Origin of the sequence: Burkholderia sp. Bp8986, from assembly GCF_003854225.1 — a bacterium.
Taxonomy (GTDB): domain Bacteria; phylum Pseudomonadota; class Gammaproteobacteria; order Burkholderiales; family Burkholderiaceae; genus Burkholderia.
In genome coordinates, this window is sequence record NZ_QTQM01000016.1 from 16,577 (window position 1) to 38,882 (window position 22,306).

A 22,306-nucleotide genomic window follows, 5' to 3' on the forward strand; every position below is an offset into this window, starting at 1 on the left:
CGAAAGCAAACCGGCCGCAAAAGCGGCCGGCTGCAGGTACGACGGATCGAAATGCTTACTTGAGCGTGACCGGCACGCTGAAGTACTTCTTCGCGAGGTTGTCGATCGTGCCGTCGGCCTTCAGTTCCTTCAGCGCCTGATCGAGCGCGGTCTTCAGCGCCGCGTCGTTCTTGCGCAGACCGAAGCCGACGCCCGAACCGAGGATCTCGGCATCGCTGACCGTGCCGCCGGCGAAGCCGAAGCCCTGGCCTTGCGGCTTCGACAGGAAGCCCTTCGAGCCCGCCTCCGAATCCTGGAACGCCGCGTCGAGACGGCCCGACTTCAGGTCGGCGTAGGCCAGGTCCTGCGTCTGGTACGGCACGACTTCGACGCCGGCCGGCGCCCACTTCTTCTTCGCGTACGCTTCCTGGATCGTGCCCTGCAGCACGCCGACGCGCTTGCCCTTCAGTGCTTGCGGGGTCGGCTGCAGGCCGCTGCCCTGCTTCGCGATCAGCTGGTTCGGGATCGTGTAGATCGGATCGGTGAACGCGATCGCGTGCTTGCGCTGGTCGGTGATCGTCATGTCCGAGTTGATCGCGTCGAACTTGCGCGCCTGCAGCGCGGGGATCAGGCCGTCGAAGTCGTTCTCGACCCACACGCACTTCGTCTTCAGCTTCGCGCACACCGCGTTGCCGATGTCGATGTCGAAGCCGGTCAGCTTGCCGTCGGGCGTCTTGTATTCGAACGGCGCGTACGAGGCCTCGACGCCGAACCGGATCTCCTTCAGATCCGCTGCCATCGCGCTGCCTGCCGCCACGGCCGATGCCGCCACTACCGCGTGCGCGGCCACTTTACGCCAATCCAACTTCATCAGGTGTTCTCCTCGATACTCGAATGTTCCGGAACTACGGGCGCATGCATCATCGCAGGGTCGGATGACGACGCCAATGCCGATGCCGCGCCTTGATGCGGCGCAACAGCCGCAAGGCCGCGATTGTACCAATCCGCGCGGCCCGGCACGGCAAAGCGGCCGCCGGCCCGCGATGCTGCGCTGCGTGCACGATGACGGCAGGATGCGCCGTCGAACTTGCAAGACGATGTCGCAAATACGCAAGCGCGCCGCACGGGCCGTCTGCGCGGCATGCGGGCGTCGATCGCAAAAAAGGGAAATGCGGCCGGACGATGCGCGTGCCGCGGCCCCCGCAGCCACGCGCCACCGGCCTTGGATCAGACGAGTGCGGCCAGCGTCTCGCGCGTCGTATCGACCACGAGCAGGCCCGCGCGCAGGCCCGGCTTCACGGCCGGATTCGGAAACACGATGCGCTCCTCGTCGTGCTGCACCGTGTAGCGGTAGTCGCCGTCCTGCGCGAGCACGGTACCGCGCGCGAACGCGGTGAAATTCGCGACGTCGGCCGCGACGAACAGCTCGAGTGCATCGCTCTGCTTCGTGATCTGGTCGATCACGGTGAACACGCGCGGCAACGCGGCGTCGACGTCGCGCGGCGCACCGGACACGAGCTTGCGCACCGCACGGTCCGCCGGCGCGAAGCGCGACAGGTCGTTCTGGCCGAACGGCCGCACCTTGCCGAGTTCGAGCGTGCACGCGAGCGCGCCGCAGTTCTCGGCCGTGTAATGCGAATACGTGTTGCCCTTCGCGGTATGCAGCAGCACGGCCGCGATGCGCGCATCGCCGAGCCATTCGACCATCTTGCGGGCCGGCGGCGTGCCCGTGTGGGGCAGCAGCGCGAACTGTTCGAACACCGATGCGCGGATCGCCGTGTGCATGTCGACGTGCCAGCGCGCGCTGCCGGCCGGCGCGGCCGCGAAGAACGCGGCGGCCGCCGCTTCGAGCTGCACCGCGCGCGGCGCTTCGCGGCTCGCGGGCACTTGTGCGTGACGGCCGCTGAACAGGCGGTTCAGGTCGTCGTCGAGATAGCGTGCGCCCGCGCGCATCGCCGGCACGTTGCCGAGCACGACGAGCAGGCGGCACGCGAGCGGCAGCGTGCCCGCCGCGAGATCGCGCACGAGCATCGACAGCAGCTCGATCGGCGCGGTCTCGTCGCCATGCACGCCGGCCGACACGAGCACGCTCGCACGCGCCGCATCGCCCGCTTCATCCGCTGCCGGCTCGAGCGCGAGCAGCCCGTCGCCGAGCCAATGCCAGCGCACCGCGCCGTTCGCGCACGTGCCGACCTTCACGGCCGGCGCGTCGCCCGCGAGCGTGAACGCGAGGAAATCGTCGAGCAGCACGGCGGCCGGCACGCGGGACTCAGCGCTGGAAGTCATACAGCGACCCGACGCGCAGGATCTGCGTGAGCTCGTCGAGCGCCGTGCGCGATTCGTCGAGCAGCGTCGGATCGGCGAGGTCTTCCGGTGCGAGACGGTCGCGGTAGTGCTTTTCGATCCACGCGTCGAGCGACGCGAACAGCGTGTCGTTGATCCACACGTTCGACGTGACGGCCGCACGCTCGGCGTCGTTCAGCACGACGCGCAGGCGCAGGCAAGCCGGGCCGCCGCCGTTCTTCATGCTTTCGCGCAGGTCGAACACGAGCACGTCGCGGATCGGGCCGTTGCCGGCCGCGAGCTGGTCGAGATAGGCGGCAACGTTCGCGTTCTCGCGGCATTCCTGCGGCACGACGAGCACCTGCGAGCCGTCCGCGCGCGACAGCAGCTGGCTGTTGAACAGGTACGACGTGACCGCATCGTTCACGCTCACGGCCGCATCGGGCACCTCGATCACGTTCAGCCGCGCGCCGCGCGCGTCGAGCGTGGCCGTCAGCGTGTCGTAGATCGCCTGCTTGTTGACGAACGCGCGCTCGTGCGTGAACAGCGTGTCGCGGTTGCCGACCGAGATCACGTCGTTGTGGAACACGCCTGCATCGATCACGTCCGGATCCTGCTGCGCATAGACCGTCGCCGTTTCGGCGAGACCGTGGCGATGCGCAACCGCGCGGCTCGCCTCGAAGGTCTGGCGCGCCGGGAAGCGCTTCGGCTCCACGCCGCGGCGGTATTCCGCGCGGCCGTACACGAAGAACTCGACGCCGGGCAGGCCGTATTCGGCGCAAAAGCGCGTGTGGTTGGCCGCGCCCTCGTCGCCGAGTGCCGGCGTGCCCGTCAGCGCCTCGTGCACCGCGAAGTGCGCGGGATCGGCGAACAGCGTCGACAGCGTGCGGCGCGTCGCTTCGTGCTCGATCGCGCGATGCAGCTTGCTGCACAGGTTGGCCGGCGTGAAGTGCACGCGGCCGTCGCTCGTGTCGGCCGACGGGCTGACGGTCGCCGCATTCGCGGTCCACATCGCCGACGCCGAGCTCGCCGCGGCGAGCAGCTCCGGCGCCTGCTTCGCGGCCTTCGCGATCACGTCCGCGTCCTTGCCGGAGAAGCCGAGCTCGCGCAGCAGGCGCAGCGACGGACGCTCCTGCGGCGGCAGCACGCCTTGCGCGAAGCCGAGGTCCGCGAGCTGCTTCATCTTGCGCAGCCCCTGCTTCGCGGCGGCCTTCGGATTCGCGGCCGACTTCTCGTTGTTGAGCGACGCCACGTTGCCGAACGACAGCCCGGCGTAGTTGTGGGTCGGGCCGACGAGTCCGTCGAAATTGGCTTCTTGTGCGTTCATCGTCGTTCCCTCGATCAGAAATGCAGGCCCGGCGACAGGCTCGCGGGCAAGGTCAGTTGGGTGCTTTCCACCGACGCCATCGGATAAGCGCAATAGTCGGCCGCGTAGTACGCGCTCGGCCGATGGTTGCCCGAGCGGCCCGTGCCGCCGAACGGCGCGGCGGACGATGCGCCGTTGGTCGGGCGGTTCCAGTTGACGATCCCCGCACGAATCGTGCGGCGGAAGTGGTCCCATGCGTTGGCGTCGTCGGCGAGCAGGCCGGCCGACAGGCCGAACGCCGTGTCGTTCGCGCGCTCGATCGCTTCGTCGAACGTCGCGTAGCGGACGATCTGCGCGAGCGGGCCGAAGTGCTCTTCGTCGGGCAGGTTCGCCACGCCGGTCACGTCGATGATCGACGCGTTCACGAAGCCCAGGCGCGGATCGCGCTGCGTCATCGCGATGATCGGCTGCGCGCCCTGCTTGATCAGGCGCGACTGCGCGTCGACGAGCTTGGCGGCCGCGCGTGCCGAGATCACCGCGCCCATGAACGGCTGCGGATCGGCGTCGAACGCGTCGGCCGTGATCTTCGACGTGACGTCGGCGAAGCGTGCGAGGAAGCGGTCGCCGAACGCGCCGTGCGGCACGAAGATGCGGCGTGCGCACGTGCAGCGCTGGCCGGCAGACAGGAACGCCGACTGGATCGTGTGATGCACGGCCGCGTCGAGGTCCTCGACTTCGCCGATCACGAGCGGGTTGTTGCCGCCCATCTCGAGCGCGAGCACGATTTCCGGACGGCCGCCGAACTGCTTGTGCAGCAGCGTGCCGGTATCCGAGCTGCCGGTGAAGAACAGCCCGTCGATCTGCCGGTGATTCGCGAGCGCGATGCCCGTGTCCTTCTCGCCCTGCACGAGGTTCAGCACGCCGGCCGGCAGACCGGCTTCCTGCCACACCTCGACCGTCGCGCGCGCGACGCCCGGGGCGAGCTCCGACGGCTTGAACACGACCGCGTTGCCCGCGATCAGCGCCGGCACGATATGACCGTTCGGCAAATGGCCGGGAAAGTTGTACGGACCGAACACCGCGACGACGCCGTGCGGGCGATGGCGCAGCACCGCGACGCCGTCGGCCATGTCCTGGCGCTTCTCGCCGGTGCGTTCCTGGTAGGCCTGGATCGAGATGCCGACCTTCGCGGCCATCGCCGCGACTTCGGTGCGGGCTTCCCACAGCGGCTTGCCGGTCTCGCGACCGATCGCGGTCGCGATCGCTTCCTTGCGTTCGGTGAGCAGCGCGGCGAAGCGCTTGACGATTTCGCAGCGCGCTTCGAAGTCGAGCGCCGACCAGCCGGCGAACGCGCGGCGCGCGCTCGCGACCGCGCGGTCGACGTCGGCCGCCGACGCGCTTTCGCCCTGCCATGCGATCGCGTCCGTGCCCGGGTTGCGCGAAGCGAAGACGGGGCCCGAGCCTGCGACCCAGGCGCCGTCGATGAAGAGTTCCGTCATGATTCGTTTATCCCTGTTTGACTTTGAGCGGCAGCACGCGGACCGGATCGCCGGCCTTCACGTCGAGCGCGGCGGCATCGTCGGCCGACAGCACGAACGACCCGTTCACGACCACGCCCGGCGCGACGCCGACGCGGAAATCGCCGAGCGACGTGTTCGATACGAGCGACTTCGGCATATCTTCCCGCACGTCGGGCACGCCGATCGCGACCGGCACGACGACGCTCTCGCGCACCGTGCGCAGGTCGTTGATGTGGCATTCGAGCACCGGGCCCGCGTCGAAGATGTCGACGTGGTTCTGGTAGCGCAGCCCTTCGGCCTCGAGCATCTTGCGGGCCGGCAGCGTGTCGCGGTGCGTGAGGCCGACCGCGTCCTGCGCGTCCTGCGGCAGCAGGTCGACGTACACCGGATAGCGCGGCATCAGTTCCGCGAGGAACGACTTGCGGCCGTGCGAGCTGAGGTAGTCGGCCGCGTTGAAATCGATCTGGTAGAAGTGCGAACCGACCGCGCGCCAGAACGGCGACGTTCCGTCCTCGTCGAAGTGGCCGCGCAGTTCCGCGCAGATGCGTTCCGGGAAGCGTTCGCGGAACTGCGCGATGAACATGAAGCGCGAGCGCGACAGCAGGCCGCCGACGCCGCCCGTGCGGTAACGCGGGCTCAGGAACAGCGAGCACACTTCCGCGTAGCCCGTCAGGTCGTGCGAGATGTTCAGCGCGGACATCCGCGTCCACACGCCGAGTTCCTGGCTCGCGTGCACGACCGTGCTCACGCGATAGTTGTAGAACGGCTGTTCGAGGCCGACCTGCGTCTCGATCCCGCACACGCCCGCGATGTCGCCCGTCTTCGATTCTTCCATCACGAAGAAGTAGCCGGCCTCGCCCGGCGCGGCCTCGCCGTCGAGCGTGCGGCGCGTGCGTTCGATGCGCGCGGCGAGCGCGTCGCGATCGGGCTTGAACGTGGTCAGGCCCGGCCCGGTTTCCTTAGCGAGCGACACGAGCGCGTCGACGTCGCCCGTTTGTACGACCCGAACGACGATCATGCTGCGTCTCCCTTCATGTCTTCATCGTCGCGGCGGTGCAGCGGCACGCAGCGCACGACATCACCATCCTTCACATCGAGCGCCGCGCGCACGTCGCCGGCGAGCGGCGCGTCGGCCGTATCGCCCGGCAGGTCGGCCAGCACGCAGCGGAACGATTCGCCGCTGCCGGTCGACACCATGTACGCGACGTCGCCCTGCTGATGCGCGGCTTCGCGCACCGTGCGCTCCGCGCCGTGCTTCACGCATGCGGTGCGGTCGACCTGCGCGGTCAGCACGGGGCCCGCGTCGAAGATGTCGACGAAGCGGTCCGGCTCGAAGCCTTCCTCGAGATGGATGTCGTACGCGAGCAGCGCCGTTTCGTTCGGCTCGCCGAGCACGCGCTGCGCGGCTTCCGGCAGCAGCGGCACGTAGAGCGGATACGCCGGCATCACTTCCGCGATGAACGTGCGGCTGCGGCCGCCCGACGCGATGTCGACGTCGGTGAAGTTGCGGCCGAAGAACTTGCGGCCCACCGCTTCCCAGAACGGCGATGCGCCCGTGCTGTCGCTCACGCCGAGCAGCAGCGTGAACACTTCCGGCGTGAAGCGGCGGCGGTTCGCGGCGATGTACATCATCCGCGCACGCGAGATCAGGTGCGCGGCCGCGTCGCCGCGCAGCGACGGATCGACGTAGAAGCCCGCCAGCCGGCTCTTGCCGGTCAGCTCGTGCGACATCGTGAGCGCGTGGATCTTGCGGTTCACGTGCAGCTCGCGCGACGCGTGGATCAGTGCATCGTTGCGGAATGCGTAGAACGGTTCCGAGTAGCCGGCCGCGGCCACGATGCTCGCCGTGCCGAGCAGCTTGCCCGTCGACGAATCCTCGAGCACGAAGAGATAGAACTCCTCGCCGGCGAAGTCGACGTCCGCGCGAAACGAATCCTCGGAGAGCGCCACGCGCGCTTCGAGCGCCGCGCGATCGTGCGGCAGCGAGTGCAGGACCGGCTGCGCGGTGCGCGCCATGTGCGCGAGCGCATCGAGATCCGTGAGTTTGCCGGGGCGAACAAATAGCATCGTCGTTCCTGTCTGCGATGGGCGCGCCGCTCAGCGCGCGGTGGCTTCCTGGGCCGCGAGCACCTGCTCGACTGCCTTCTCGAAGCGCTTCACGCCTTCGTCGAGCAGGTCGAACGGGATCACGAGCGACGGCACGAAGCGCAGCACGTTCGGGCCCGCGATCAGCATGATCAGGCCGTTCTCGGCGGCGGCGGTGACGAAGTCCTTCGCGCGGCCGTCGAATGCGGCGGTGAGTTCCGCGCCGACCAGGAGGCCCTTGCCGCGGACGTCCTTGAAGATGCCGAAGCGTGCGTTGATGCGTTCCAGCGCGCCCTTCAGGCGCACGCTGCGTTCGCGCACGCCTTCGAGCAGCGCCGGGTCGCCGATCAGCTCGACGACCTTGTCCGCGATCGCCGACGCGAGCGGGTTGCCGCCGTACGTCGTGCCGTGCACGCCGACCTTGAAGTGGGCGGCCAGTTCGTTCGTCGTCAGCATCGCGCCGATCGGGAAACCGTTGCCGAGTGCCTTCGCGGTCGTGAGGATGTCCGGCGTGACGCCCGTGTCCATGTATGCGTAGAACTGGCCCGTGCGGCCAACGCCCGTCTGCACTTCGTCGAAGATCAGCACTGCGTCGTTGGCGTCGCACGCTTCGCGCAGTGCCTTCAGGAAGGCCGGATCGGCCGGGATCACGCCGCCTTCGCCCTGCACCGGCTCGACGATCACCGCGCAGGTTTGCGGGCCGATCGCGGCCTTGGCCGCTTCGATGTCGTTGAACGGCAGGTGCTTGATGCCTTCCGGCACCGGGCCGAAGCCTTCCGAGTATTTCGGCTGGCCGCCGACGCTGACCGTGAAGAACGTGCGGCCGTGGAACGACTGGACGAACGACACGATTTCGTACTTGTCGGCGCCGTGGCGGTCGAATGCGACGCGGCGTGCGAGTTTCAGCGCGGCTTCGTTCGCTTCCGCGCCCGAGTTCGCGAAGAACGCGCGGTCGGCGAAGGTCAGCGCTTCGAGGCGCTTCGCGAGGCGCAGCACCGGCTCGTTCGTGTAGCCGTTGCCGATGTGCCAGAGCTTGCGGCCTTGTTCGTCCAGGACCTTCAGCAGTTCCGGGTGGCCGTGGCCGAGCGACGTGACGGCGATGCCGCAGGCGAAATCCACGTATTCGCGGCCGGCCGTGTCCCACACGCGCGAGCCCTCTGCACGGTCCGGCACGAACGGCGCGGGGGAGAATACCGGCACCATCACTTCGTCGAATGTCTGGCGGGTCACGGTCGAGGTCGTCATGGTCGTTCCTTTCGGTTTCGTAAGAGGGTTCAACAGGATCAAGTTTAGGTAAGGGTGACGCAAGCGTCTTGCGGAATTGCGACGGGTTCTATCGGAAGCGGATAGGGCGCTTTATTTTGCCTCTCCCCGGCGGGGGGCGTGGCGTTTTGTGCTTGGTTGCTGTTTCGCGGTTTTTTGGCGGTGCGCTCGCCGTTTGGCGTGAAGCACCTGTGATCGTGTCGGTCTATTAGCATCGCCCCTGCGCGGGGCGGCGGTTACTTTTCTTTGTCTTGCCAAAGAAAAGTAACCAAAAGAAAGGCGCCCGGATAACGCATGACTTCCCGGTGCCATGGCCACCGGAGTGGCCCTCGCCTAAGTGTCCGCGCCAGTCGGGAACCCGGAGTGGTTCGAGCAATGGTTCTGACACCACTCACTACGCAACGGAGCGGTATACCGCCCGCTAGCTCCGCCCTCGCTTCGCTCGGTCGACAGGTCCACACGCCCCGCTTTGAAAGCTGTCGGTTGATTGGCTTCCACAATTGCGGCGGGTGGCGCATGAATTCAATAAATTGAAATCGTCGTTGCGGTGCAGCGGCACCTCACTGATTTGGGGAACTGATCAGTGGGTGCCCATGTGTGGCGCGGGCGGATGAATTGCGGCCGAAGAACCTTGCAGCCGAGCATAGCGAGGATGGAGCTAGCGGGCGGTATACCGCTCCGTTGCGTAGAGAGTGGTGTCAGAACCATTGCTCGAACCACTCCGGGTTCCGGACTGGCGCGGACACTTAGGCGAGGGCCACTTGGTTGACTACGGCACCGGGAAGTCATGCGTTATCCGGGCGCCTTTCTTTTGGTTACTTTTCTTTGGCAAGACAAAGAAAAGTAACCGCCGCCCCGCGCAGGGGCGACGCTAATAGACCGACACGATCGCAGGTGATTCACGTCAAACGCAAGCGCACCATCAAAAAAACAGAATCAATCCTTAGCACCCCGCTCAACAAGCGCGCCCCCGCGAGGTTCACTACCACCGCCGGTCTGCTTCTCGAGCCAGGCTCTCCGATCCTCCCGAGGCGTGACCCCAAACCTTTCGCGGTACGCATTAGAAAAGTGCGCAGCAGAAGAAAACCCACAGGCGAGGCTCACCTGAACGACCGACTTGCTGGTCCGCTGCAACTGCGTGCGAGCCTTGAGCAACCGAAGATTGAGGTAATACTTGGAGGGCATCGCCCCGAGATACTGCCGAAAGAGCCGCTCCAGCTGCCGCCGCGACACGCCGACGAGCCCGGCGATCTCATCGGTCGTCAAAGGATCCTCGACATTGGCTTCCATCAAAAGCAACGCATCGTTCAGCCGAGGATGCCGCTCACCGGGCGCGGTGACAAAAGGAATCCGCTGCCGCTCCTCGCCGCTGCGCAGCGTGCCGGCCCCGAGCGCATCGGCAATGCGCTCACCCAGATCCGCCCCGTGTTCCCGGCCGATCATGGCCAGCATGAAATCGACGGTCGCCTGCCCGCCCGCACAGGTCGCCCGATCGCGATCGATCTCGAAGATCTGCTGCGTGACGATCGAGCGCTCGAACTGTTCGGCGAACTGCTGATACGTCTCCCAGTTCACGCTCACGCGATATCCGGAAAGCTGCCCGGCCATCGCGAGCCACCACACGCCGTGGTGAATCCCCGTGACGACCGGCGTGCGCTGCCCGACCCGCGCGAGACTCGCGAGAAACAACCGATAGTCGGCAAACTGCTGAAACCGCTCCGACACGACGATGAGCCAGTCGCACGCGATCGCATCGTTGAACGCCGCATCGGCATGCCACTGCGCGCCGCCGGCGAGCGGCACCGGCCGCCCGTCCCACGAACACACCTGCCAGCGATACAGCAAGCGCCCGTCGATCTCGTTCGCGAGATGCAACGCATCGACGATCGGACCCACACCCGACATCGACACGGGCGGCAATGCAACGATCGCCACCTGCGTCGTGCGGGTGGCGCCTGCGGGACGAGACACCGGTACCACGTATGAAACGCCCTTCGCGTTACTTGAGGCTACCCGACAGGAACTGCTTCAGACGCTCGCTCTGCGGACGCACCAGCACCTCCTTCGGATCACCCTCTTCCTCGGTCCGCCCCTGATGCAGGAACATCACGTGATTCGACACGTTGCGCGCGAAACCCATCTCGTGCGTGACGACGATCATCGTGCGGCCCTCCTCGGCCAGCTTCTGCATCACCTTCAGCACCTCACCGACGAGCTCCGGATCGAGCGCCGACGTCGGCTCGTCGAACAGCATCACGTCCGGATGCATCGCCAGCGCCCGCGCGATCGCGACACGCTGCTGCTGGCCACCCGACAAATGCGACGGATACTGCTTCTCGACGCGCGGCGGCAAACCGACCTTCTCCAGGTACTCGCGCGCTCGCTCCTCGGCTTCCTTCTTCGCAATGCCGAGCACGTGCACCGGCGCTTCCATCACGTTCTCGAGCACGTTCATGTGCGCCCACAGATTGAAGTGCTGGAACACCATCGCGAGCTTGGTGCGGATGCGCTGCAGCTGCTTGTGATCGGCCACCTCGAGCGCACCGGCGCGGTCGGTCCTGGTGCGCACGGCCTCGCCGTCGACGACGATCTGCCCCGCATTCGGCCGCTCGAGAAAATTGATGCAGCGCAGGAACGTGCTCTTGCCCGAACCGCTGGCGCCGATGATGCTGATGACGTCGCCGGCCTTCGCGTTCAGCGACACGCCCTTGAGCACCTCGTTGTCGCCATAGCGCTTGTGAATGTCGACCGCGGCAAGCTTGGTGGAAGCGGACGCGCTCGTTTGAGTGATCTCGGCCATCTGGCTCTCCTCGAATGAAATCAATGACGGCCGGCCGCGAGATACGCGAGCCAGTGGCGCTCCGCCCGGCGAAATGCCGCGACGAGTGCGAACGATACCGCAAGATAGATCAGTGCGGCGATCCCGAACGACTGGAACGCCATGTACGTCGCGGAATTGGCGTCACGCGCGACCTTCAGGATGTCGGGCACGGTCGCCGTGAACGCAACGGTGGTCGCGTGCAGCATCAGGATCACCTCGTTGCTGTACAGCGGCAGCGCACGGCGCAGCGCCGACGGCAGGATCACCCGGCGGTACATCGTGAACGGCGACATCCCGTACGCACGCGCCGCCTCGACCTCGCCGTGCGGAATCGCACGAATCGCACCCGCGAAGATCTCGGTCGTGTACGCGCAGGTGTTCAGCGCGAACGCGAGGATCGCGCAGTTGAAGCCGCTGCGGAAGAACGCGTCGAGCAGCGAGTGCGAGCGCACGAACTCGAGGCTGTACATGCCCGTGTACAGCAACAGCAGCTGCACGTAGAGCGGCGTGCCGCGGAACACGTACGTGTAGAACCGCACCGGCATCGACAGCCACTTCTTCTTCGACACGCGTGCGACCGCGAGCGGCACCGCGCACACGAAGCCGAGCGAAATCGACGCGACGAGCAGCCACAGCGTCACCGCAAGGCCGGAGAGGCGCTGGCCGTCCCAGTAAAGGAACGCCTGGCCGAATTCCTGGAGGATCTCGATCATAGTTCTGCGTGGCGCACGCCCGTGGAATAACGTTTCTCGAGCTGGATCAGCACGAGGTTGGAAACGGTCGTGATCGCGAGGTAGATCAGCGCCGCAACGAGGATGAAGAAGAACATGTTGAACGTGCTCTTGCCGGCGTCCTGCGCCGCCTTCACGACGTCCGCGAGACCGATGATCGACACCAGCGCGGTCGCCTTCACGAGCACCTGCCAGTTGTTGCCGATGCCGGGCAGCGCGAAGCGCATCATCTGCGGAAACATGATCCGCACGAACACGCGCAGCCCGCTCATCCCGTACGCCGAGCCGGCCTCGAGCTGGCCGCGCGGCACCGACAGGAACGCACCGCGGAACGTCTCGGTGAAGTACGCGCCGTAGATGAAGCCGAGCGTCAGCACGCCGGCGACGAACGGGTCGATGTCGATCTGGTCCCAGCCGACGAGGTCGGTGAACTGGTTCAGCCAGATCTGGATGCTGTAGAACAACAGCAGCATCAGGACGAGATCGGGCACCGAGCGGATCAGCGTCGTATAACCGGTCGCGACCGCTCGCAGCACCCGGTTGTGCGACAGCTTCGCCACCGCGCCGATCAGCCCCAGCGCCACCGCAGCGGCGAGCGACAGCACCGACAGCTCGATGGTCTGCACGGTGCCGGCCCAGAGGACAGGACCAAAGCCGTAAAGGAACACGCGCGTCTCCAGTGTTGATGTGAACACCGGCGCGCTCACTGTCCGGCGCCGGGCTGACGCGGATAGTCGCAAGCGAAATTGTTTGCCTCAAATCACCGTGCGCGCGATTGCTGCGTCGCAGCAATTCATCCCACCATTTGCAGGCACGGCCTACCGCGCTGTTTCAAAAGGAAAAAAGCCGCTTCCTGACAGTCGGATGACACGCAGGGAAGCGGACTTTTTGCAATTTTCCGGTCGCTTTTTCGATATAGCGCCGCAGGCGGTCTCACCGCCCTTTCAGGATGTCGGAGCGCGAAGTCGTATAGACAAGCCCGTCCGGGCCGAAATGGACGTTGAAGAACGCGTCGGTGTTGACGCCGTCCTCGAGCCAGCGCCAGCTCCATACGGTCTCGGGCTTCAGCGGATACTGCGCGACGTCGCCCGGCTTGCCGAGCAGGCGGCGCACCTCGTCCTCGGTCATCCCCGGGCGCACCTTCGCGAAGTTCTCGGCGGTCAGCACCTGCGTCGCGCCCGTGTAATACCCGTCCGGGTCGAGGTCGACGAACCAGGTCTGGTTGCCCATCGGGCCACGCGGGTATTCGAGGCGCTTCGAGCCGTCGGTGAACGCGCGCTCGGTCTCGGGCTTGCCCATCGTGGCGCGCACGTCGGCTTCGGTCGAGACGCCGGCCTTCAGCCCCTTGAGCAGCAGCGGCGCCGGCTTGATCGCGTTGAAGAAGTCCCTGATACGTTGCACGTCGAGATTGCCTTGCTTGTCGTCGCAGCCGGTCAGCGCCAGCGCGGCGGCCAGCATCGTGACGGGAAGCAGCCGGAAACGGAAGATCATCGGAAGAAATGCGCGTCGAGAAAACACGCGGCAAGGATACCCGCGCAACGCCAAAAGCGCGAGACGGACCGCGCGGCCCGTCTCGTGATCAATGCGTCGTTTCGGTTTGCACCTGGGCCTCGCGGCCCGCTTGCGGGGCGCGCGGCCCGGCCGGCACCGCCTTGATCCGGCGGCGCGTGCGCACCAGCTCGGCCAGTTGCCACGACCCGAGCGCGAGACAGCCGAACAGCACCTCGCGGCCGCGCTTGACCAGCGCGAGCGACAGCGCCGTCTCGCGATCGACGCCGAACATCTGCGCGAGCAGCACGACGGTCGCCTCCTGCACGCCGAGACCGCCCGGCACCATGAACGCCGCATGCCGCACGGCCTGCGTCATCGCCTCGATCGCGATCGCGCCGCCGATCGAGACCGGATGACCGAGCAGCGCGAGCGCCCAGTAGATTTCGAGCGCGCCGAGCACGTAGCCGGACAGCTGCCAGAAGAACGCACTGAACAGCAGCGGCGTGCGCGACATCAGCGCGTCGATGTCGCCATCGAGGCGGCGGCCGTCGACGCCCTGCAGCAACCGGTGCGAATCGCCGAGCAGGCGCCCCGCGAACCGCTCGATCGCATGGAAGATCCCGCCGCGCCGCATCAGCACGACGCCGAGCACCGGCAGCGGCAGGGTCAGCAGCAGCGCGAGGCCGATCGTGCCGCCGCCCATGTCGTGCGTCGTCGCGAGCAGCAGCACGAGGCCGAGCGCCGCGAACGCATACTGAACGACGATCGTCACCAGCACCTCGACGATCACCGACGCGGTCACGCGGCTCGCGTCGGGCACCTGCCAGCGCGCCATCCGGATCCCGACCAGCTCGCCGCCGATCCCGACGACCGGCAGCAGCCGGTTCACCGCTTCACGCACGGTCGCGACCCACCACAGGAACGACAGCGACGCGCGCCGGTCGAGCAGCTGGTGCCACGCATACGCGTCGAGCAGCAGCGGCAGCGCATGGAACGGCACGAGCCACAGCAGCGCGAAGCCGGCGCGCTCGAGCATCCGCGTCACGTCGCCGATGCCTTCGTGCAGCCCGAGCGCGAGCAGGATCCCGATGCCGATCGGCCAGCCGAGCCATTTGATCCACTTGGTCATGACGGCTGCGCCCCCGCTTCGCGCGACGCGTGCGTGCCGCGCCGCGCCGCCGGCTGGCCGAACACGTCGGCAAAACCGCCGGTCGCGACGCCCGCGGCCTTCAGCGCGGCCGCGACGCGCGGCGACAGCAGCGCATCCAGTTCGTCGACCGGCCGGTAAGCGGCCATCGTCGGCGTGATCGGGCCGTCGCCGGCTTCCGCCGGATGACAGTAGATCTCGCCGACCCCGGGCGGCAGCGCCGCGAGCGCGTCGAGCAGCACGCGCTCGTCCATCGCGCCCGTATGCTCGATGCCGACCACGTAGTCGTTGTGCGCGAGCCCCGCACGGTCGAGCCGCGCGCGCACCAGCGCGATCCACGGCTTGAGCAGCGCGGGCGCGCGCGTTTCGTACGGCAGCCGCACCGCACGCAGCCCGTAGTCGCGGCCGATCTCGATGATCATCGACAGCACGGTCGGATGCAGGTGGAAATGCTTGTGCGCGTTCACGTGGTCGAGCGGCAGGCCGCTCGCCGCGAACGCGTCGAACTGCGCGCGGATCTCGCGGCGCAGCTGCGCACGCACGTGCGGCAGGAAGAAGAAGCGACAGCCGTCCTTCGCCATCGCATCGCCGAAGCGCCCGTCGCGGCCGACGAGCGCGGGTATGTCATGCGCGGGCAGCGTGGCCGGCCCGTCCGCGAGGACGAGATGCAGGCCGACCGCGAGCGACGGCAGGCGCCGCGCGCGTTCGATCGCGTCCTGCGCCGCGGGCGCACCGACCATCAGGCTCGCGGCGTTCAGCACGCCGTCGCGATGCGCGCGCTCGACCGCCGCGTTAACGCGCGGATGCAGCCCGAAGTCGTCCGCGGTGAAGATCAGCGCCCGCGCCGCCCGCTGCGTCGCCACGAATCAGGCCTCGTGCGCGCGCAGGAAGCGGAAGAACTCGACGCCTTCGCGCAAGCGACGCTTCATCATGTCCCAGCTCGTCAGCATCTCGCGGACGATCTCCCAGATCTTCGACGGGCGGAAGTAGAACTGGCGATAGAACTGCTCGAGATGGTGATAGATCTCGTCGCGCGACAGGTGCGGATAGCCGATCGCCGCGAGCTGCACGCCTTCCTTGCTGACCAGGTTGATGGTCTTGTTCTCTTCCATCCAGCCGTTCTCGACGGCCTGCTTGTAAAGCGTCGTGCCCGGATACGGCGCGGCGAGCGACACCTGGATCGTGTGCGGATTGATTTCCTTCGCGTACTCGATCGTCTTCTTGATGGTGTCCTGCGTCTCGCCCGGCAGGCCGAGGATGAAGGTGCCGTGGATCTTGATCCCGAGCTTCTTGCAGTCCGCGCTGAAGCGGCGCGCGAAATCGGTGCGCACGCCCTTCTTGATGTTCACGAGGATCTGGTCGTCGCCGGATTCGAAGCCGACCAGCAGCAGGCGCAGGCCGTTTTCCTTCATGATCTTCAGCGACTTGTACGGCACGTTCGCCTTCGCGTTGCACGACCACGTCATGCCGAGCTTGCCCAGGCCGATGGCGATCGCTTCGGCGCGCGGCAGGTCGTCGGTGAAGGTGTCGTCGTCGAACATCAGCTCCTTCACTTCCGGCATGTTGTCGCGGATCCACTTCGCTTCCGCGAGCACGTTCTCGACCGAGCGCGTGCGGTAGCGGTGGCCGCTGACCGTCTGCGGCCACAGGCAGAACGTGCAGCGCGACTTGCAGCCGCGGCCCGTGTAGATCGACACGTACGGGTAGTTCAGGTAGCCGATGAAGTAGTTGTCGATCTTCAGGTCGCGCTTGTAGACGGGCGCGACGAACGGCAGTTCGTCCATGTTCTCGAGGATCGGACGCGCTTCGTTGTGCTCGATCGAGCCGTCCTTCGCGCGCCAGCTCAAGCCCTTGATCTCGGGGAACGGCTTGCCTTCGGCGATTTCCTTGCAGGTGTAGTCGAATTCCTCGCGGCACACGAAGTCGATCGCGTCGCTCGCCGTGAGCGAGTTGTGCGGATCGACCATCACCTTCGCGCCCACCATGCCGACCAGCATCGACGGCTTCATCTTCTTCAGATCCTGCGCGAACATCGCGTCGGTCGGGAACGACGGCGTGCTCGTGTGGATGATCACGAGATCGTAGTCGTTGGCGATCTTCAGCGTTTCCTCGACCGACAGGCCGTCGGCCGGCGCGTCGACGACGCGGCTGCCCGGCACGAGCGCGGCCGGCTGCGCGAGCCACGTCGGGTACCAGAAGGAACGGATTTCGCGCTTCGCCTGATAGCGCGAGCCGGCTCCGCCGTCGAAGCCGTCATACGAAGGGGCCTGCAAGAACAGCGTTTTCATGAATGCTCCGGTAGCCTGCATAGTTCGATTCGTTTCAACGATTCAGTCAATCAACCGCGGGCCGCCCTGCCGGCGCCCGCCTCTCTGTCATGTCGCGTCGCGCGACGTGGCCGCGCAACGCGTCTCGGCCTTCGGGCCGGATTCGATCGGGACCGGGCGCATCGCCGGTTCCCTTCGGGGAACGTACGTCAGCGGCCGTCCCCGCCCTCCACGATCACCGTCGCGCGTTCGCCGCCGACGACCGTCATCCGCGCGCCGCGCCACACGACGTGCGTGCCGAACACGGCCGCGAGCCATTCGAGCGCGAGCAGCGTGTCGCGCACCGCGACGAGCGGCAGGTCGCGCCAGAACGCGCGCCAGCCGTCCTCGCCGCGCGCGTGCAGCACCAGCCGCCCGAACGCGCCCACCACGGCCGCGCCACCCGCCAGCGTGCCGGCGACGGTGCCGTCGAGACGCAGCGCGAGCGCCGCGCCGATCGCGAGCCACGGCACGGTAAACGTGATGAACAGGAACGCGAAACCGGCCGGGTTCAGCGAACGGATCGTGCGCAGCCAGCGCGTCTCGCGGTGCCAGAGCGGCCCGAACGACGGCTCGATCACGTCGGTCGCGACCTCGACCTCGGACAGCACGGTGCGCCGCCCGAGGCGGCGCGGCAGCTCGGCCAGCCAGAAGTCGTCGGCCAGCTCGTCCTTCAACGCGAGAAAACCGCCGATCCGCTCGAGCGTGTCGCGCGTGAGCGCCAGCGTCGCGCCGAAGCCGAAGCGGCTCGAGCGGCCGAGGTGCGTGATCCGTACCGACGGCGCGAACCACGCATCGACGAACTGCGCGCCGATCCGCGTCCAGAACCCGCCGACGCTGCGCGCATGATACAGGCACGTGACGACCCCGACCGACGCGTCGGCGAGCGGCGCCGTCACGCGCTCCAGATAGTCCGGCTTCACCGCGATGTCGCTGTCCGCGATCACGATACGGCCGTACTTCGCGCGTTCGGCGAGATTGATCAGGTTGCTGACCTTCAGGTTCTTGCCGTGCACGCGCGCGTCGATCACGAGCGTGATGTCGCATTCCGGATAATCGGCGCGCAGCCGCTCGACCACGGCGACCGCCGGATCGGATGCCGACGCGACCCCGAACAGCACTTCATGGCGCGGGTGGCGCTGTTCGCAGAACGTCGCGAGGTTCTCGTACAGGTGCGGCTCGGCGCCGCACAGCGGCTTGAGCACGCTGACGGGCTCGAAACCGTCGCGCGCGGCGGTGCGCGGCGTGCGCGGGCGCGGCGCGAACGCCGCGACGAACGCATAGCCGGCCGCAGCCAGCGTGAACACGGTCAGGAGCCAGTCGAGCAGCGTGACGGTCGGCGTCATGCGCGACGCCCTCCGGCGACGCGGGCGCCCTGCCGACCGATCGAACCGGGTTGAACGTGATTGGGTATTCCGACAGCAACGAACGCGGGCACGACCCGACTCCTTGTTCCAGCAGCGTCTGTGTAATGGGGAGGCACGGCCCATTTCCCCGAAAGCGGCCATGCCCGGCATCGCGTGGCACATCCTCGCGCGATGCCCGGACGGGATGCGGGAAGATTCTAATGGCTACCGTCGGCACAACATGGACAGGCGCCGGATTTTAGCAGCCCGCGCCACCCCGCGCTTGGCACCACGCGAAACGGACTACTGCGATTTCGGCAAAGCTGTGCGGCCGGGGAACCATTCCGGTGCCACCTCGTTCACGTTAGCGTAAGCACTTTGCAGGCGGATTGCAGTCTTGAAAATCAAACGTTTCGTGGAAATTTGTATGTCGATGCGAAGACATGGCCAATCGCCGTAAAGATCGGTAATTATTCGGTGATTAGATTGATTTTTGCAACAGTTGCCCGCGCCACCTTGCACCCCTGAAAGGCGCATGGGTATCCGCGCGTCGCCAGCGCGTTCCGGAACCCTTTGGCAAAATCATCGCAATCTGTTGCGCATCCGCATCACCGCGCCCCTCCCTTCCGAAGGCCACCCGATGATTCCGTTTTCCGTACTCGATCTCGCCCCCATTCCCGCCGGCGCCGACGCCGCGCAGGCGTTCCGCAACACCGTCGATCTCGCGCAGCACGCGGAGCGCCTCGGTTATCGCCGCTACTGGCTCGCCGAACATCACAACATGCCCGGCATCGCGAGCGCGGCGACGGCCGTCGTGATCGGCCACGTGGCGGGAGCGACGAAGACGATCCGCGTCGGCTCGGGCGGGATCATGCTGCCGAACCATGCGCCGCTCGTGATCGCCGAGCAGTTCGGCACGCTCGCGTCGCTGTATCCGGGGCGCATCGACCTCGGGCTCGGCCGCGCGCCCGGCACCGACCAGACCACGTCGCGCGCGCTGCGCCGCGACCTGATCGGCAGCGCCGACTCGTTTCCGGACGACGTCGCCGAGCTGCAGCGCTACTTCGCGGAACCGGTGCCCGGCCAGCGCGTGCGCGCGGTGCCCGGCGCGGGGCTGGACGTGCCCGTGTGGCTGCTCGGTTCGAGCCTCTTCAGCGCGCAACTCGCCGCGATGCTCGGGCTGCCGTTCGCGTTCGCGTCGCACTTCGCGCCGGACTACCTGATGCGCGCGCTCGAAGTCTATCGCGCGCAGTACCGGCCGTCGGCCGCGTGGCCGAAGCCGCATGCGATGGTCGGCGTCAACGTGTTCGCGGCCGATACCGACGACGAGGCGCGGCGCCTCTTCACGTCGCTGCAGCAGCAGTTCATCAACCTGCGCCGCGGCACGCCCGGCAAGCTGCCGCCGCCCGTCGACGCGCTCGAGGCGAGCGAGTTCGAACTCGCGAACGTCGCGCATGCGCTGTCGTTCGCGGCCGTCGGCTCGCGCGACACGGTGCGCGACAAGCTGCGCGACCGGATCGCGCAAACCGGCGCTAACGAGGTGATCATCACCGCGCAGATCTACGATCACGCCGCGCGCGTGCGCTCGTTCGAGCTGGCCGCGCAGATCCGCGACGAACTCGCGAACGAAACCCGCTGACCCGGCGGGCGGCCCACCCAGGCGGGTGCGCCCGCCTGCGCGTCACTGCGGGTGCACCGCCCCCATCCCGTCGAGCAGCGCCTTGTGGAACGCGTCCGGATCCTGGATCTGCGGCGCGTGCCCGAGCGCCGGGAATTCGACGAGCTGCGCGCCGGGAATCGCCGCCTGCGTGCGTTTCGCGAGTTCCGGGTAACGGCCGAGCTTCGCGTGCACGTCCGGCGGCGCCACGTCCTTGCCGATCGCGGTCGTGTCCTTGTCGCCGATCAGCAGCAGCGTCGGCACGCGTATCGCGCCGAGTTCGTAGACCACCGGCTGCGTGAGGATCATGTCGTAGATCAGCGCCGAGTTCCACGCGACCGCGTCGCGGCCCGGGCCGCGATACATGCCGGCGAGCATCTGCACCCAGCGCTCGTATGACGGCGCCCACTTGCCCGCGTAGTAGGTCGCCTGCTCGTAACGGCGGATGCCGTCCGCCGTCGTCTTCTGCTCGCGTGCGTACCAGTAGTCGACCGACAGCGGCGGCACGCCGAGCGCCTTCCAGTCCTCGAGGCCGATCGGGTTCACCAGCACGAGCTGCTCGGTCGCCTTCGGGTACATCAGCGCGTAACGCATCGCGAGCATCCCGCCCGTCGAATGGCCGACGATCGTCGCCGATTTCACGCCGACCGACTCGAGCAGCGCATGCGTGTTGCGCGCGAGCTGCTGGAAGCTGTACTGGTAGCGCTCGGGCTTCGACGACTTGCAGAAGCCGATCTGGTCCGGCGCGATCACGCGATAGCCGGCGCGGCTCAGCACGCCGATCGTGTCTTCCCAGGTCGCCGCGCAAAAGTTCTTCCCGTGCAGCAGCACGACGGTGCGGCCGTTCGGGTGCGCCGGCTGCACGTCCATGTACATCATCTCGAGGGTGTCGCGCTGCGACACGAACGCGTAGCGATGCACCGGCTCCGGATAGGCGAAGCCTTCCAGGCGAGGGCCGTACGCGGGCCCGTCGTTGCCGGCCGGTGCCGGGACGGCGACCGCGACCGACGTCGCGCATGCGGCGGCGACGCCCGCGCCGAGCACGGCCGCGCGCGCGAGGGAGAACATCTTGCAATTCGAAGGCATGGCGCTCACGGTAATGGGAAATGCACGCGGTCAGCCGGGCGGCTTCACGCCCCGCGATTCTACGCGGTCGGGCTGACGACGGCGCGCAACACTCGTCGGCCGAGCGACTTCCGCGCACGCGACGAACTCGGGTATCGTGTGACGAGACCCTGAAACGCCTGCAGGCGAACGCTCATGAAAAACGTCCTCAGCATTCAGTCGCACGTCATCTACGGACACGCCGGCAACAGCGCGGCCGTGTTCCCGATGCAGCGCCTCGGCGTCAACGTCTGGCCGCTCAACACCGTCCAGCTGTCGAATCACATGCAGTACGGCCACTGGGCCGGCAGCGCGATCGACGCCGCGAAGATGGAGCAGCTGGTCGACGGCGTCGCCGCGATCGGCGCGCTCAAGCGCTGCGACGCGGTACTGTCCGGCTTCGTCGGCTCGCCGGCGCAGGCGCGCGCGACGGTCGAGATCGTGCGCTCGGTGAAGGCGATGAACCCGAACGCGTGGTACTTCTGCGATCCGGCGATGGGCCAGACGGGCGGCATCCGCCCCGAACCCGGCGTCGAGGAATTCATCGTCGCGGAGATGCCGGCGCTCGCGGACGGCATGTCGCCGAACCACACCGAGCTGCAGAAGCTCGCCGGGCGGCGCATCGAGACCGTCGCCGAAGCCGTCGACGCGTGCCGCGCGCTGATCCGCCGCGGGCCGAAAATCATCCTCGTCAAGCACCTGCACGACCGCAGCAGCCCGGCCGACCGCTTCAACATGCTCGCCGTCACCGAGACCGAAGCGTGGATCGGCCAGCGCCCGCTGTATGCGTTTCCGCGCCATCCGGTCGGTGTCGGCGACCTCACCAGCGCCATTTTCGTCGCGCGCCGGTTGCGCGGCGACTCGGTGCGCGCCGCGTTCGAGCACACGCTCGCGGCGGTGCACGCGGTCGTGAAGGCAACCTACGACGCACGCCGCTACGAGCTCGAACTCGTCGCCGCGCAGGACGAAATCGCGCGCCCGAGCGAATGGTTCGGCGCGTGGGTGACGGACGCCTGACGCCGCTGCATCCGCATCGCCGGCGCGCGTCAAGCGCCATCTGCTGTCGTGCTGTCGTGCTGTCGTGCTGTCGTGCTGTCGTGCTGTCGTGCTGTCGTGCTGTCGTGCTGTCGTGCTGTCCTGCTGTCCTGCTTTCCTGCTTTCCTGCTTTCCTGCTTTCCCGCTGTCCCGCTGTCCCGCTGTCCCGCTGTCCGCTGTCCGCTTTCCCGCTATCCGCGTCCCCGCTGCCCGTTGCACCGCGACCGTCGGC

Annotated in this window: 19 protein-coding genes; 2 read left to right on the plus strand and 17 right to left on the minus strand. The window is 67.3% G+C overall.

Features of this window, described 5'->3' with window-relative positions:
• Positions 1–55: 55 nt before the first annotated feature.
• The 16 genes from DID99_RS16380 to hpnI all read right to left on the minus strand — a co-directional run bounded on the left by DID99_RS16380 (position 56) and on the right by hpnI (position 18,278).
• On the minus strand, positions 56–850 hold the full coding sequence (locus DID99_RS16380) for an ABC transporter substrate-binding protein (RefSeq protein ID WP_044849131.1): 795 nt from the start codon (positions 848–850) through the stop codon (positions 56–58).
• 356 nt (positions 851–1,206) lie between these two features.
• Positions 1,207–2,265: a succinylglutamate desuccinylase gene (gene astE / locus DID99_RS16390; RefSeq protein WP_124667170.1), complete on the minus strand. Its 1,059-nt coding sequence runs from the start codon at positions 2,263–2,265 to the stop codon at positions 1,207–1,209.
• Positions 2,249–3,589 (minus strand): N-succinylarginine dihydrolase, encoded by a 1,341-nt coding sequence (gene astB / locus DID99_RS16395; RefSeq protein ID WP_044849129.1) that lies wholly within the window; start codon positions 3,587–3,589, stop codon positions 2,249–2,251. Before astB ends, astE begins: the two co-directional genes overlap by 17 nt.
• Positions 3,590–3,603: 14 nt before the next feature.
• Positions 3,604–5,067 (minus strand): succinylglutamate-semialdehyde dehydrogenase, encoded by a 1,464-nt coding sequence (astD, locus tag DID99_RS16400; RefSeq protein ID WP_124667171.1) that lies wholly within the window; start codon positions 5,065–5,067, stop codon positions 3,604–3,606.
• A gap of 7 nt (positions 5,068–5,074) precedes the next feature.
• The gene (gene astA / locus DID99_RS16405) at positions 5,075–6,106 is read right to left on the minus strand and encodes an arginine N-succinyltransferase (protein WP_124521337.1); all 1,032 of its coding nucleotides are present in this window, start codon (positions 6,104–6,106) and stop codon (positions 5,075–5,077) included.
• On the minus strand, positions 6,103–7,155 hold the full coding sequence (aruF, locus tag DID99_RS16410) for an arginine/ornithine succinyltransferase subunit alpha (RefSeq protein ID WP_044849126.1): 1,053 nt from the start codon (positions 7,153–7,155) through the stop codon (positions 6,103–6,105). Before aruF ends, astA begins: the two co-directional genes overlap by 4 nt.
• 30 nt (positions 7,156–7,185) lie before the next feature.
• Positions 7,186–8,418 carry an aspartate aminotransferase family protein gene (locus tag DID99_RS16415; RefSeq protein WP_124667172.1) on the minus strand — a complete coding sequence of 411 codons (1,233 nt, stop codon included), beginning with the start codon at positions 8,416–8,418 and terminating at the stop codon, positions 7,186–7,188.
• Positions 8,419–9,372: 954 nt separating this feature from the next.
• Positions 9,373–10,416 carry a GlxA family transcriptional regulator gene (locus DID99_RS16425; protein WP_059815947.1) on the minus strand — a complete coding sequence of 348 codons (1,044 nt, stop codon included), beginning with the start codon at positions 10,414–10,416 and terminating at the stop codon, positions 9,373–9,375.
• Between the two features lie 19 nt (positions 10,417–10,435).
• Entirely contained in the window at positions 10,436–11,236 is an 801-nt protein-coding gene (locus tag DID99_RS16430; RefSeq protein WP_124487404.1) for an ABC transporter ATP-binding protein, read from the minus strand.
• Positions 11,237–11,256: 20 nt separating this feature from the next.
• Complete coding sequence (locus DID99_RS16435; RefSeq protein ID WP_044849122.1) at positions 11,257–11,970, minus strand: ABC transporter permease; 714 nt, start codon at positions 11,968–11,970, stop codon at positions 11,257–11,259.
• Entirely contained in the window at positions 11,967–12,656 is a 690-nt protein-coding gene (locus DID99_RS16440; protein WP_044849121.1) for an ABC transporter permease, read from the minus strand. Before DID99_RS16440 ends, DID99_RS16435 begins: the two co-directional genes overlap by 4 nt.
• Positions 12,657–12,921: 265 nt before the next feature.
• Positions 12,922–13,479, minus strand: a complete 558-nt coding sequence (locus DID99_RS16445) for a hypothetical protein (RefSeq protein WP_124667173.1) — start codon at positions 13,477–13,479, stop codon at positions 12,922–12,924.
• An 88-nt stretch (positions 13,480–13,567) separates the two neighbouring features.
• A complete protein-coding gene (locus DID99_RS16450; RefSeq protein WP_044849119.1) occupies positions 13,568–14,608 on the minus strand; it encodes a lysylphosphatidylglycerol synthase domain-containing protein in 1,041 nt (346 codons plus the stop codon).
• Positions 14,605–15,489: a hopanoid biosynthesis-associated protein HpnK gene (gene hpnK, locus DID99_RS16455; RefSeq protein ID WP_124487405.1), complete on the minus strand. Its 885-nt coding sequence runs from the start codon at positions 15,487–15,489 to the stop codon at positions 14,605–14,607. Before hpnK ends, DID99_RS16450 begins: the two co-directional genes overlap by 4 nt.
• A 3-nt stretch (positions 15,490–15,492) precedes the next feature.
• Positions 15,493–16,935, minus strand: coding sequence for a hopanoid biosynthesis associated radical SAM protein HpnJ (gene hpnJ / locus DID99_RS16460; RefSeq protein ID WP_308234889.1), 1,443 nt, complete (start codon positions 16,933–16,935; stop codon positions 15,493–15,495).
• Between the two features lie 167 nt (positions 16,936–17,102).
• The gene (gene hpnI, locus DID99_RS16465; RefSeq protein WP_124571062.1) at positions 17,103–18,278 is read right to left on the minus strand and encodes a bacteriohopanetetrol glucosamine biosynthesis glycosyltransferase HpnI; all 1,176 of its coding nucleotides are present in this window, start codon (positions 18,276–18,278) and stop codon (positions 17,103–17,105) included.
• Positions 18,279–18,918: 640 nt separating this feature from the next.
• On the opposite strand from hpnI, the gene DID99_RS16470 reads away from it, so the two are divergent.
• On the plus strand, positions 18,919–19,917 hold the full coding sequence (locus DID99_RS16470) for an LLM class flavin-dependent oxidoreductase (protein ID WP_124487406.1): 999 nt from the start codon (positions 18,919–18,921) through the stop codon (positions 19,915–19,917).
• Positions 19,918–19,959: 42 nt separating this feature from the next.
• Here DID99_RS16470 and DID99_RS16475 read toward each other — a convergent pair whose 3' ends face one another.
• Positions 19,960–21,021 carry an alpha/beta fold hydrolase gene (locus DID99_RS16475; RefSeq protein WP_124487407.1) on the minus strand — a complete coding sequence of 354 codons (1,062 nt, stop codon included), beginning with the start codon at positions 21,019–21,021 and terminating at the stop codon, positions 19,960–19,962.
• A 174-nt stretch (positions 21,022–21,195) separates the two neighbouring features.
• On the opposite strand from DID99_RS16475, the gene pdxY reads away from it, so the two are divergent.
• Positions 21,196–22,056 (plus strand): pyridoxal kinase PdxY, encoded by an 861-nt coding sequence (gene pdxY / locus DID99_RS16480; RefSeq protein ID WP_044849114.1) that lies wholly within the window; start codon positions 21,196–21,198, stop codon positions 22,054–22,056.
• Positions 22,057–22,306 lie beyond the last annotated feature (250 nt).

Excerpts from the sequence above, each read along its gene's own strand:
- DID99_RS16380 (WP_044849131.1), bottom strand. The coding sequence starts at position 850 with ATGAAGTTGGATTGGCGTAAAGTGGCCGCGCACGCGGTAGTGGCGGCA.
- astE (WP_124667170.1), bottom strand. The coding sequence starts at position 2,265 with ATGACTTCCAGCGCTGAGTCCCGCGTGCCGGCCGCCGTGCTGCTCGAC.
- astB (WP_044849129.1), bottom strand. The coding sequence starts at position 3,589 with ATGAACGCACAAGAAGCCAATTTCGACGGACTCGTCGGCCCGACCCAC.
- astD (WP_124667171.1), bottom strand. The coding sequence starts at position 5,067 with ATGACGGAACTCTTCATCGACGGCGCCTGGGTCGCAGGCTCGGGCCCC.
- astA (WP_124521337.1), bottom strand. The coding sequence starts at position 6,106 with ATGATCGTCGTTCGGGTCGTACAAACGGGCGACGTCGACGCGCTCGTG.
- aruF (WP_044849126.1), bottom strand. The coding sequence starts at position 7,155 with ATGCTATTTGTTCGCCCCGGCAAACTCACGGATCTCGATGCGCTCGCG.
- DID99_RS16415 (WP_124667172.1), bottom strand. The coding sequence starts at position 8,418 with ATGACGACCTCGACCGTGACCCGCCAGACATTCGACGAAGTGATGGTG.
- DID99_RS16430 (WP_124487404.1), bottom strand. The coding sequence starts at position 11,236 with ATGGCCGAGATCACTCAAACGAGCGCGTCCGCTTCCACCAAGCTTGCC.
- DID99_RS16435 (WP_044849122.1), bottom strand. The coding sequence starts at position 11,970 with ATGATCGAGATCCTCCAGGAATTCGGCCAGGCGTTCCTTTACTGGGAC.
- DID99_RS16445 (WP_124667173.1), bottom strand. The coding sequence starts at position 13,479 with ATGATCTTCCGTTTCCGGCTGCTTCCCGTCACGATGCTGGCCGCCGCG.
- DID99_RS16450 (WP_044849119.1), bottom strand. The coding sequence starts at position 14,608 with ATGACCAAGTGGATCAAATGGCTCGGCTGGCCGATCGGCATCGGGATC.
- hpnJ (WP_308234889.1), bottom strand. The coding sequence starts at position 16,935 with ATGCAGGCTACCGGAGCATTCATGAAAACGCTGTTCTTGCAGGCCCCT.
- hpnI (WP_124571062.1), bottom strand. The coding sequence starts at position 18,278 with ATGACGCCGACCGTCACGCTGCTCGACTGGCTCCTGACCGTGTTCACG.
- DID99_RS16470 (WP_124487406.1), top strand. The coding sequence starts at position 18,919 with ATGATTCCGTTTTCCGTACTCGATCTCGCCCCCATTCCCGCCGGCGCC.
- DID99_RS16475 (WP_124487407.1), bottom strand. The coding sequence starts at position 21,021 with ATGCCTTCGAATTGCAAGATGTTCTCCCTCGCGCGCGCGGCCGTGCTC.
- pdxY (WP_044849114.1), top strand. The coding sequence starts at position 21,196 with ATGAAAAACGTCCTCAGCATTCAGTCGCACGTCATCTACGGACACGCC.